Origin of the sequence: Pseudomonas juntendi (genome assembly GCF_009932375.1) — a bacterium.
Lineage (GTDB): Bacteria > Pseudomonadota > Gammaproteobacteria > Pseudomonadales > Pseudomonadaceae > Aquipseudomonas > Aquipseudomonas juntendi.
In genome coordinates this window covers 17,557-28,992 of the sequence record NZ_BLJG01000031.1, presented here as the reverse complement: position 1 = coordinate 28,992, position 11,436 = coordinate 17,557, and the positions used below count along the sequence as shown (strand labels likewise).

Here is an 11,436-nt window from a genome sequence, read left to right as displayed (position 1 = left end):
ATCCGCTTCCTGTTCGTCAGACCAGCATTTTGCCTCGGGCTTCCTTCAGATTCGCAGTCGCCCGCGACACCCTTGCCTCTGGCTAACACTTCCCCTTGCCGGGTGTGTAGAGGACTTTCACCTCCAAGTCACCCGCTCGGCTACCACAACCAAACGGGTTGCGCTAACGCGCAACGCGCCATGCCTGGCGCACAACAAAAGGCTCATTCAATAATCGAATGAGCCTTCAAAGTCCCGCAAAACGCGGGTAAAAAAATTGGCGTCCCCTAGGGGACTCGAACCCCTGTTACCGCCGTGAAAGGGCGGTGTCCTAGGCCACTAGACGAAGGGGACATAACCTTCGCAAAGATTCATTTGCATGAACCCTGGCATAAATGGTGGAGCTAAGCGGGATCGAACCGCTGACCTCCTGCATGCCATGCAGGCGCTCTCCCAGCTGAGCTATAGCCCCGAAACAAAAGGCTCATCAATAATCGACGAGCCTTTTTAAGCCCTGCAAAACGCAGGAAAAGTGGCGTCCCCTAGGGGACTCGAACCCCTGTTACCGCCGTGAAAGGGCGGTGTCCTAGGCCACTAGACGAAGGGGACGTAACCTTCGCAAAGATTCACTCGCGTGAACCCTGGCAGAATTGGTGGAGCTAAGCGGGATCGAACCGCTGACCTCCTGCATGCCATGCAGGCGCTCTCCCAGCTGAGCTATAGCCCCGGATTTTTAGCCTCGCGGCCCAGCGACATCTACAACATCGCTTGTGCAAAACTGGCGTCCCCTAGGGGACTCGAACCCCTGTTACCGCCGTGAAAGGGCGGTGTCCTAGGCCACTAGACGAAGGGGACGAACCTTCTTACCTTCAAGACCCGGTTGCTGGACCCGGTCTTGCTTACCAGCCTGGGCTGTTAAGCGGAATTTGGTGGAGCTAAGCGGGATCGAACCGCTGACCTCCTGCATGCCATGCAGGCGCTCTCCCAGCTGAGCTATAGCCCCACAATGTCGCTTTGAACCGAACCGCTGACTGGGTGCCTGGCGCTTCGTTTACGTTCATCGCTGTGGACGGGGCGCATATTAAGATCGGATTGCAGGGCTGTCAAACGAATTTTCAAAAATAATCAAAAATTTTTTCACAGATAACAATCACTTACCGCCCTGCCCTGCCCAAACCTGAGCATCCAGGGCCTGCGATCAACCTGTGGGAGCGGCCTTCCTCAGGCGATGGTGGCCAGCAGCTTTTCCCACTCTTTGTTTTCCTTCTTCGACACACCACCCAGCAGGTCCAGGGCCTGGCGCAGGCGGTAGCGGGTCAGGTCCGGGCCAAGGATTTCCATGGCGTCCAGCACCGACACCGAGCTGGCCTGGCCGGTGATGGCCGCGAACATCAGCGGCATGGCATCGCGCAGTTTCAGCTCCAGCGCCTCGACCACAGCCTGGATACAGCCGGTGATACGCTCTTTTTCCCACTGGCGCAGGCTTTCGAGCTTCCACAGGATCAGCTGGATGACCTGGCGCACCTGGTCGGCCGACAACTTCTTGCTTTCGAACAGCTTGGCGTCCAGCTTCAACGCGCCTTCGAAGAAGAAACCGCCCAGCGGGGCGACCTGACTGAAGGTTTCCACCCGGCCCTGCACATGCGGGGCGATCTTCATCATGTAATCGCTGTTGAACGCCCACTTCTGCAGGCGCGCCGCGAACTCCTCGACCGGCAGCTCGCGCAGCCACTGGCCGTTGAGCCAGGACAGCTTCTCGATATCGAAGATCGGGCCGCCCAGCGAGATGCGCGACAGGTCGAAGTGCTCGACCATCTCGGCCAGCGAGAACTTCTCGCGCTCGTCCGGCATCGACCAGCCCATGCGGCCCAGGTAGTTGAGCATGGCTTCGGGCATGAAGCCCATGCGCTCGTAGAAGGTGACCGACGTCGGGTTCTTGCGCTTGGACAACTTGGACTTGTCGGGGTTACGCAGCAGCGGCATGTAGCACAGCTTGGGCTGCTCCCAGCCGAAATACTCGTACAGTTTGATCAGCTTGGGTGCCGATGGCAGCCATTCTTCGCCGCGCAGCACGTGGGTGATGCCCATCAGGTGGTCGTCCACCACGTTGGCCAGGAAGTACGTGGGCAGGCCGTCGTTCTTCATCAGCACCTGCATGTCCATGCGATCCCACGGGATTTCGACATCGCCACGCAGCATGTCCGGCACCACGCACACGCCTTCGCTGGGCACCTTCATGCGGATCACGTGCGGCTCGCCAGCGGCCAGGCGACGCTGCACTTCCTCGTCGCTCAGCAGCAAGGCACGGCCGTCATAGCGCGGTGTTTCGCCGCGGGCTTGCTGTTCGGCACGCATCTGTTCCAGCTCTTCGGCGGTGCAGAAGCAGTAGAAAGCGTGGCCGGCGTCGACCAGTTGCTTGGCGTACTGGGCGTAGATCTCGCCACGCTCGCTCTGCCGGTACGGGCCGTGCGGGCCGCCAACGTCCGGGCCTTCGTTCCATTCGATGCCGAGCCAGCGCAGGGCATCGAAGATCTGCTGCTCCGACTCGCGCGTGGAGCGCAACTGGTCGGTGTCTTCGATGCGCAGGATGAACTCACCGCCGTGCTGCTTGGCGAAGCAGTAGTTGAACAGGGCGATGTAGGCAGTGCCAACATGAGGGTCGCCGGTAGGCGATGGCGCGATACGCGTGCGTACGGTGGTCATGGAGAGTCTCGAACGAAAGATGAAACAAAGGCGGGATGTTAGCAGGTGGCGGGCACCGGGCTCCAGCAATGGCGCGAACGTCACTTGCCGAGTGGCCATCTGCCGCTGTTAAATTTATTTACATTTCTGCAACGACAATCCCCCATGCCTGCCCAACTCAAACGCCGCCTGGCGATATTCTTCACCCTGGTGGCCATCATTGCCCTGGCTTTCCTGGCCCATTGGTATTTCAAGGGGCGCTTCTACGAAAGCACCGACAACGCCTACGTACAGGGCGAGATCACCCGTGTCTCCAGCCAGTTGGGCGCGCGCATCGACAGCGTGCCGGTGGAAGACAACCAGCATGTCAACCAGGGCGACCTGCTGGTGCGCCTGGAGGCGGCCGATTTCGAGCTGGCCCTTGAGCGCGCCCGTGCGGCACTGGCCACCCGCGAAGCCGAGTACGCCCAGGCGCAAAGCCGCCTTACCCAGCAAAGCAGCCTGATTGCCGCCGGCCAGGCCCAGGTGGCCGCCAACCAGGCCACGTTCGACCGCTCGCGGCTGGACCTGAGCCGCGCCGAGAAACTGCGCAAGCCAGGGTTTGTGTCGGAAGAACGGGTCACCACCCTGTCGGCCGACAGCCATGTTGCCGGGTCGCAAGTGGACAAGGCCCGTGCCGACCTGCAAAGCCAGCGCCAGCAGGTCAGCGCACTGAATGCCGAGCTCAAGCGCCTCGATGCGCAGATCGCCAATGCCCGCGCCGACCTGGCCCAGGCCGAGTTGAACCTCACCCGCTGCGAGATCCGCGCGCCCATCAGCGGCACCATCGGCCAGCGCAGTGCCCGTAATGGCCAGGTGGTGCAGGCCGGGGCTTACTTGCTGTCGATCGTGCCTGACGAAGACATCTGGGTGCAGGCCAACTTCAAGGAAACCCAGATTGGCCATATGCAGCCAGGCCAGCGCGCCGAACTGCTGTTCGACAGCTACCCCGATACGCCGATCGAAGGCCGGGTCGACAGCCTGTTCGCAGCCTCGGGTGCGCAATTCAGCCTGCTGCCACCGGACAACGCCACCGGCAACTTCACCAAGGTGGTCCAGCGCATCCCGGTAAAACTCACCTTCCGCGCCGACAACCCTCTGCACGGGCGTATTCGCCCGGGCATGTCGGTCACTGCCACCGTGGACCTGCGCAACGAAGACGAAGGCCACGATGGCCGCTGAACAACTGCTGCGCCCAACGGCGGAGCCCAGCCGCCGCGACTGGATCGCCGTGATGAGCGTGATGCTCGGCGCCTTCATGGCGGTGCTGGACATCCAGATCACCAACTCTTCGCTCAAGGACATCCAGGGCGCGCTGTCGGCCACCCTGGAAGAAGGCTCGTGGATTTCCACCTCGTACCTGGTCGCGGAAATCATCATGATCCCGCTGACGGCCTGGCTGGTGCAGCTGCTGTCGGCGCGGCGCCTGGCGGTGTGGGTTTCGGCCGGGTTCCTGCTGTCTTCGTTACTGTGCTCGATGGCCTGGAACCTGGAAAGCATGATCCTGTTCCGCGCCCTGCAAGGCTTTACCGGCGGCGCGCTGATCCCGCTGGCATTCACCCTGACCTTGACCAAACTGCCGGAGCACCACCGTGCCAAGGGCATGGCCATGTTCGCCATGACCGCCACCTTCGCGCCGTCGATCGGCCCCACCCTGGGCGGCTGGCTGACCGAGAACTGGGGCTGGGAATACATCTTCTACATCAACATCCCGCCGGGCCTGGTGATGATCGCTGGCCTGCTGTACGGCCTGGAGAAAAAGGAGGCGCACTGGGACCTGCTGAAAAGCACCGACTATGCCGGCATCCTCACACTCGGCCTGGGCCTGGGCTGCCTGCAGGTATTTCTGGAAGAAGGCCACCGCAAGGACTGGCTGGAATCGCACTTGATCGTGGCCCTGGGCAGCGTCGCCCTGGTCAGCCTCATCACCTTCGTCATCCTGCAGTTTTCCAGGCCGCACCCACTGATCAACCTGCGCATACTCGGCAACCGTAACTTCGGCCTGTCGAGCATCGCCAGCCTGGGCATGGGGGTCGGGTTGTACGGCTCGATCTACCTCCTGCCGCTGTACCTGACCCAGGTGCAGGGCTACAACGCCCTGCAGATTGGCGAAGTGATCATGTGGATGGGTATTCCGCAGCTGTTCCTGATTCCGCTGGTGCCGCAGCTGATGAAGGTGGTATCGCCCAAGGTGCTGTGTGCGCTGGGCTTCTGCCTGTTCGGCGCTGCCAGTTTCGGCTCGGGGGTACTGAACCCTGACTTTGCCGGGCCGCAGTTCAACCATGTGCAGATCATTCGCGCACTGGGCCAGCCGATGATCATGGTCACCATCTCGCTGATCGCCACCGCCTATATTCAGCCGCAGGATGCAGGGTCTGCGTCGAGCCTGTTCAATATCCTGCGCAACCTCGGCGGCGCCATTGGCATTGCCTTGCTGGCTACACTGCTGGACGCACGCACCAAGGTGTATTTCGATTACCTGCGTGAGGCCGTGGTGCCCACCAACCCCCAAGTGGCCGAGCGCCTGGCGCAACTGAGTGAGCGCCTGGGGAGTGACAATGCGGCGCTGGGCAAGCTGAGCGAGATCACCCACCAGCAGGCGCTGATCATGGCTTACAACGACGCCTTCCACTTCGTCGGTATTGGTTTGGCGGTAAGCATGGTGGCGGTGCTGCTGACCCGCAAATTGCCCCAGGGCTTGAAAGCTGGCGAGGCCCATTGAGCTTGTTACGATGCACCCACAGGGCCGGCGCCAGCCTTCAGCTGGTGATCAACCGCTCGCGCAGCTTGGTGATCTCGTCACGCAACTGCGCAGCGGCTTCGAACTCCAGGTCGCGGGCGAACTGCATCATTTTCTCCTCCAACTGCTTGATACGCTTGGTGATCTCCCCAGGCGTGCGCAGTTCGGCCTCGTAACGGGCGCTCTCCTCCGCGGCCTTGGCCATGCCCTTGCGCTTCTTGCTGCGCGCACCCGGTACGGTGGCGCCCTCCATGATGTCGGTGATGTCCTTGATCACGCCCTTGGGCACGATGCCGTTGGCTTCGTTGAAGGCGATCTGCTTCTCGCGGCGGCGCTCGGTTTCATCGATCGCCCGCTGCATCGAGCCAGTGATGTTGTCGGCGTACAGGATGGCCCGGCCATTGAGGTTACGCGCCGCACGGCCGATGGTCTGGATCAGCGACCGCTCCGAGCGCAGGAAGCCTTCCTTGTCGGCATCGAGGATCGCCACCAGGGACACCTCGGGCATGTCCAGGCCCTCACGCAGCAGGTTGATCCCCACCAGCACGTCAAAGGTACCCAGGCGCAAGTCACGGATGATCTCCACCCGCTCCACCGTGTCGATGTCCGAGTGCAGGTAGCGCACCCGCACATCGTGATCGGCCAGGTAGTCGCTGAGGTCTTCTGCCATGCGCTTGGTCAAGGTGGTGGCCAGCACCCGTTCGCCGGCAGCCACCCGCTTGCGGATCTCCGACAGCAGGTCGTCGACCTGGGTCAGTGCCGGGCGAATTTCGACCTGCGGGTCGACCAGCCCGGTGGGGCGCACCACCTGCTCCACCACCCGCCCGGCATGCTCGGCCTCATAAGGCCCCGGGGTGGCGGAAACGAAGATGGTCTGTGGGCTGACACTCTCCCATTCATCGAAGCGCATGGGCCGGTTGTCCAGTGCCGACGGCAGGCGGAAGCCATACTCGACCAGGGTTTCCTTGCGCGAACGGTCGCCTTTGTACATGGCCCCCACCTGCGGCACGCTGACATGGGATTCGTCGATTACCAGCAGCGCATCGGGCGGTAGGTAGTCGTACAGCGTTGGCGGCGGTGCACCCGCCGGGCGGCCAGACAAGTAACGCGAGTAGTTTTCGATGCCATTGCAGTAGCCCAGCTCCAGGATCATCTCCAGGTCGAACCGGGTGCGCTGCTCCAGGCGCTGGGCTTCGACCAGCTTGTTGGCCTTGTGCAGGTACTCCAGGCGGTCCTTGAGCTCTGCCTTGATGCCCTCCACGGCGTCCAGCAGGGTTTCCCGCGGGGTGACGTAGTGGCTTTTGGGGTAGAAGGTGAACCGCGGCAGCTTGCGGAAGACCTCGCCGGTCAGCGGGTCGAACGCCGCGATGTTCTCCACCTCGTCATCGAACAGCTCGACGCGGATGGCCTCCAGGTCCGATTCTGCGGGGAAAATGTCGATCACATCCCCCCTTACACGGAAGGTGGCGCGGGCAAAGTCCATCTCGTTGCGGGTGTACTGCAGGTCGGCCAGGCGGCGCAGCAGCGCGCGCTGGTCGAGCTTGTCGCCGCGGTCCACGTGCAGGACCATTTTCAGGTAGGTCTCGGGGCTGCCCAGGCCGTAGATGCACGACACGGTGGTGACGATGATCGCATCGCGGCGCTCCAGCAGCGCCTTGGTCGCCGAGAGACGCATCTGCTCGATATGGTCGTTGATCGATGCATCCTTCTCGATGAAGGTGTCCGACGACGGTACATAGGCTTCCGGCTGGTAATAGTCGTAGTAGGAGACGAAGTACTCCACCGCGTTATTGGGGAAAAACGCCTTGAACTCACCGTACAGCTGCGCGGCCAGGGTCTTGTTCGGCGCCAGCACCAGGGTCGGGCGCTGAACCTGCTGGATCACGTTGGCAATGCTGAACGTCTTGCCCGAACCGGTCACCCCCAGCAGCGTCTGGTGCGACAGCCCGGCCTCGATGCCCTCGACCATCTGGCGGATCGCCTCGGGCTGGTCGCCGGCAGGCTGGAAACGGGTAACGAGCTGGAACTCGGACATGACGGACCTCGCGGTGCTGCAGCAACTGTAAATTTAGCCAGTAGTCTATACCCAAATGCGCCCGCAAGGGGCGGCTTTCAAGGCACAGCCACAACCAGGTATTACGGTTGACCGGGCAATCAGACCGATGGTCAAAAAATATTTGCGCAAATACCCGGAAAAGCCGCGCCAGAGTGTCGCGGTCACCGGTCGGTATCACTATACTGACTCCCCGTTTGTGCACCGCTTCAGTGCATTCGGCTGGAGCGTGTACGCCCTATCACTCTCCAATCAGAGCCGAAGTAACAATGAGCCTGTTTTCCGCTGTCGAGCTGGCACCCCGCGACCCTATCCTGGGCCTCAACGAAGCATTCAATGCCGACCCACGTACCGACAAGGTCAACCTGGGTGTTGGCGTGTACTGCAATGAGGAAGGCCGCATTCCGCTGCTGCGCGCCGTGATCGAAGCCGAGACCCAGCGTGCAGCCCAGCATGCCTCGCGCGGCTACCTGCCGATCGATGGTATCGCCACCTACGACCAGGCCGTGCAAAAGCTGCTGTTCGGTGCCGAATCGCCACTGCTGGCCGCCGGCCGCGTGGTCACCGTGCAGGCCGTCGGTGGTACTGGCGCACTGAAAATCGGTGCCGACTTCCTCAAGCGGATCTCGCCAAACGCCGTGGTGGCCATCAGCGACCCGAGCTGGGAAAACCACCGCGCCCTGTTCGAGTCGGCCGGTTTCCCGGTGCAGACCTACCGCTACTACGACGCCCCGAGCAACGACGTCAACCGCGCCGGCATGCTCGAAGACCTCAACGCCCTGCCCTCCGGCTCGATCGTGGTGCTGCACGCCTGCTGCCACAACCCGACGGGCGTCGACCTGAGCCTGGACGACTGGAAAAACGTGCTGGAAGTGGTCAAGGCCAAAGGCCACGTGCCGTTCCTCGACATGGCCTACCAAGGCTTTGGCGACGGTATTGCCGAGGACGCCTTCGCGGTCCGCCTGTTCGCCGAGTCGGGCCTGGAGTTCTTCGTATCCAGCTCATTCTCCAAGTCGTTCTCGCTGTACGGCGAGCGCGTGGGTGCGCTGTCGGTGGTTACCGCCTCCAAAGACGAGAGCACCCGCGTACTGTCGCAGGTCAAGCGCGTGATCCGCACCACCTATTCCAACCCGCCTACCCACGGCGCAACCATCGTTGCTACCGTGCTGAACAGCGCCGAGCTGCGCCAGATGTGGGAAACCGAACTGGCCGAGATGCGCGAGCGCATCCACGGCATGCGCAAGCAGATGGTCGCGCTGTTGGCCGAATACGGTGCCAACCGCGATTTCAGCTTCGTCGGTCGCCAGGTCGGCATGTTCTCCTACTCGGGCCTGAGCGTAGAGCAGGTCGCCCGGTTGAAGAACGACTTTGGCATCTATGCGCTGGACACTGGCCGCATCGCTGTGGCTGCGCTGAACCAGAGCAACATCCATGTCGTCACCAAGGCGATCGTGCAAGTGTTGTAACTGCTTGATTTGGCAGGGGGTGGCTTGACTTCCCCCTGGCGATCGGTATGATGTGCGCAGATTCCGCGATAGCTCAGTCGGTAGAGCAAATGACTGTTAATCATTGGGTCCCTGGTTCGAGTCCAGGTCGCGGAGCCAAACATTGAAAAAGCCCCCGGCTGTCAAAGCAGCCGGGGGCTTTTTCGTTTGCTGCGAAGCCGGCGACGCACGCACAATGCAATCAGCTGCTGCGCCCAATCGGGTAGAACTCGCCACCGCTCCAAACGCCCAGCCATTGCTCACCATCGATCTCGCGCGGCACCGCCAACTCCACCATCTGGTAGAACACATTGCGGTGTATCAATGCCTCGAGGTTGCTGCGCATCAGCACGTACGGCGACGGCGCTTGCGTCACCGGATCGGTGACTACCCGTAGCGGATTGGCCGGGCCGGCCTCGACCTGATCCTCGACATTGCTGGTAAAGCGCAGCACCTGCTGCTCGCCCTGCCCTTGCACCTCCAGCGCCACTGCCACGAACGGCGCATCGTCTACCTGGATGCCCACCTTTTCCACCGGGGTAATCAGGAAGTAATCGTCACCATCGCGGCGCAGGATGGTCGAGAACAGCCGCACCATCGGTTTGCGGCCGATGGGCGTGCCCAGGTAATACCAGGTGCCATCGCGGGCGATACGCATGTCGATGTCACCGCAGAAATCGGGGTTCCACAGGTGGACCGGTGGCAGGCCCTTGGCCTTGGGGATCTGCGCCAGCAGGTCGTTGGCCTTACCGGTGTCGCTCATCACACTCGCCTCACTCACTCATGCCCAGAAGGCTACGAGCGTACTCGCGCATCGGTGCGGCAAGCAAATCCTCGGGGGTTTTGTCGTGGAACGTCAACAAACCGCCACGGCTCTTGATGCGAGCGGTATCGATCAGGTAACGGGTATTGGTTTCTATCAGCATCATCTGCACCACGCCGCTGTCCCAGCCCAGGCGGTCGACGGCTTGCTCATCGTACCACTCGTCACCATTGCCGATGCGGTCGTCGGTGCGGGCGAAGCGGGTATACAGCACATAGTCGGCACCGACCGAACGGGCCTGCGCAATGGCCTCTTCCAGGCCCAGCGGGCCTTGGGCGCGGCGCACCAGCGGGAAATATTCGACGAAACTATTGAACGCCTGCTCGGCCACTGCATTCTGCCGGGGTACCGAGCCCTTGCCAGGCGGCACGAATGCGCCCTGCCCTATGAAGATGAACGAGTCGGGCTGCAGGCGAATCGACAGCGTGCGCCGGGTTTCGCTATGGTCCAGCAGCCCTGCGTCGCTCATGTGATAGCGGACGCCCTCGCCCATATCGCTGACATTCATGCAACCGCCCAACGCCATCAGCGCCAGCAGCAAGACCAGGCTACGCATCTTTCCTCCAGTGACCGGCGACGAAAAACCGGCGAATAGCCGGCGGATGCAGCTTTTGCGCCAGCTTCAGCCGCCGATTACCTTCATCACCGTCACGCCGCCGGAAAACGCCAAGGCCTGTTTGTCTGCCAGCGCCTTGACCAGTAACCGCTGCAGCGCCGGCAAGGCTTGGTGACGTGGTTTCTCCAGAAGGTCGCCAACGAAATGACGATTGCCCGACGACAGGCAGCCATGCAGCCAACCTGTGGACGACAGCCGTAGCCGCGAGCACGTCCGGCAGAACGGCACGCTCTCATTGGCGATGACGCCGAAGTGCCCCTTGCCGGGGATCTGATAGCGCATGGCGGTGGCGTCCACCGGCGCAGCGACACGGGCGAAGGCGTGCTGACCGCCGATCAGCGTGAGCAGGTCATCGAGGCTGACAAATTGCCGCAGGAAAGCAGAGTGATCACGCGCCAGGTGGCCCATGCGCATCAGTTCGATGAAACGCAACTCAAAGCCACGCGCCATGCAGTAATCCAGCAACGGCAGCACCTGGTCGAGGTTTTGCCCGCGCATCGGCACCATGTTCACTTTGATCTGCATGCCCATGGCGCGGGCCCGCTCCATCGCCGCCAGCACCGTGGCCAGGTCGCCGCCGCGGGCGATCTGGCGAAACGCCAACGGGTCCAGGGTGTCGAGCGAAACATTCAGCCGGCGAATTCCGGCTGCCTGCAATTGTGGCAACTTACGGCCCAGCAGCTGACCATTGGTGGTCAGCGAAATATCCTCGAGGCCGAGTTTGGCCACCGCGGCGAGAAAGGCCTCCAGGCGCGGACTGACCAGCGGTTCCCCACCGGTGATACGCAAGCGCTCGATGCCGGCTGCTTCAATCAGGTAGGCCACGCCACGCGCCAGTGCGTCTGCCGAAAGCTCATCCTGCGCCGCCACCAGGCGCTTGCCGTCGGGCACGCAATAGGTACAGGCGTAATTGCAGGCAGCCGTCAGGCTGACACGCAGGTTGCGAAACCGCCTGCCTTGACGATCGACGATCATGGATGACTCCGGCATGGGTAAAGGGGCCGGCAAAAGCTGACTCAT

At 62.1% G+C, this 11,436-nt stretch carries 8 protein-coding genes and 7 tRNA genes; 4 read left to right on the top strand and 11 right to left on the bottom strand.

Features of this window, described 5'->3' with window-relative positions; genetic code table 11:
- Positions 1-257: 257 nt before the first annotated feature.
- The 7 genes from GYA94_RS04360 to gltX form a co-directional block, all read right to left on the bottom strand.
- Positions 258-333 (bottom strand) — tRNA-Glu (locus GYA94_RS04360).
- A 42-nt stretch (positions 334-375) separates the two neighbouring features.
- Positions 376-451, bottom strand: a tRNA-Ala gene (locus tag GYA94_RS04355).
- 61 nt (positions 452-512) lie between these two features.
- Positions 513-588 (bottom strand) — tRNA-Glu (locus tag GYA94_RS04350).
- A 42-nt stretch (positions 589-630) separates the two neighbouring features.
- Positions 631-706 (bottom strand) — tRNA-Ala (locus GYA94_RS04345).
- Positions 707-758: 52 nt separating this feature from the next.
- Positions 759-834: transfer RNA gene (locus GYA94_RS04340), tRNA-Glu, on the bottom strand.
- A 72-nt stretch (positions 835-906) separates the two neighbouring features.
- A tRNA-Ala gene (locus tag GYA94_RS04335) sits at positions 907-982 on the bottom strand.
- A 218-nt stretch (positions 983-1,200) separates the two neighbouring features.
- Positions 1,201-2,682, bottom strand: coding sequence for a glutamate--tRNA ligase (gene gltX, locus GYA94_RS04330; protein ID WP_009685048.1), 1,482 nt, complete (start codon positions 2,680-2,682; stop codon positions 1,201-1,203).
- Between the two features lie 144 nt (positions 2,683-2,826).
- Here gltX and GYA94_RS04325 point away from each other — a divergent pair, with 144 nt between their 5' ends.
- Positions 2,827-3,882: an HlyD family secretion protein gene (locus GYA94_RS04325; protein ID WP_009685049.1), complete on the top strand. Its 1,056-nt coding sequence runs from the start codon at positions 2,827-2,829 to the stop codon at positions 3,880-3,882.
- Positions 3,872-5,422, top strand: coding sequence for an MDR family MFS transporter (locus tag GYA94_RS04320; RefSeq protein ID WP_161891857.1), 1,551 nt, complete (start codon positions 3,872-3,874; stop codon positions 5,420-5,422). The genes GYA94_RS04325 and GYA94_RS04320 overlap by 11 nt, the downstream gene beginning before the upstream one ends.
- A 37-nt stretch (positions 5,423-5,459) precedes the next feature.
- Here the strand turns inward: GYA94_RS04320 and uvrB are convergent, their stop codons facing one another.
- Positions 5,460-7,475, bottom strand: coding sequence for an excinuclease ABC subunit UvrB (gene uvrB / locus GYA94_RS04315; protein WP_009685051.1), 2,016 nt, complete (start codon positions 7,473-7,475; stop codon positions 5,460-5,462).
- Positions 7,476-7,762: 287 nt separating this feature from the next.
- Here uvrB and GYA94_RS04310 point away from each other — a divergent pair, with 287 nt between their 5' ends.
- Together GYA94_RS04310 and GYA94_RS04305 are read left to right on the top strand one after the other, a co-directional pair.
- Positions 7,763-8,959 (top strand): amino acid aminotransferase, encoded by a 1,197-nt coding sequence (locus GYA94_RS04310; protein WP_029887102.1) that lies wholly within the window; start codon positions 7,763-7,765, stop codon positions 8,957-8,959.
- A gap of 62 nt (positions 8,960-9,021) precedes the next feature.
- Positions 9,022-9,097: transfer RNA gene (locus GYA94_RS04305), tRNA-Asn, on the top strand.
- Positions 9,098-9,179: 82 nt separating this feature from the next.
- On the opposite strand, the gene GYA94_RS04300 is transcribed toward GYA94_RS04305, so the two are convergent.
- From GYA94_RS04300 to GYA94_RS04290, 3 genes are all read right to left on the bottom strand, one after another.
- Positions 9,180-9,740 (bottom strand): DUF1285 domain-containing protein, encoded by a 561-nt coding sequence (locus tag GYA94_RS04300; RefSeq protein WP_009685053.1) that lies wholly within the window; start codon positions 9,738-9,740, stop codon positions 9,180-9,182.
- A 10-nt stretch (positions 9,741-9,750) separates the two neighbouring features.
- A complete protein-coding gene (locus tag GYA94_RS04295; protein WP_161891856.1) occupies positions 9,751-10,356 on the bottom strand; it encodes a DUF4823 domain-containing protein in 606 nt (201 codons plus the stop codon).
- Positions 10,357-10,422: 66 nt separating this feature from the next.
- Positions 10,423-11,391 (bottom strand): GTP 3',8-cyclase MoaA, encoded by a 969-nt coding sequence (locus GYA94_RS04290; protein WP_054913556.1) that lies wholly within the window; start codon positions 11,389-11,391, stop codon positions 10,423-10,425.
- Positions 11,392-11,436 lie beyond the last annotated feature (45 nt).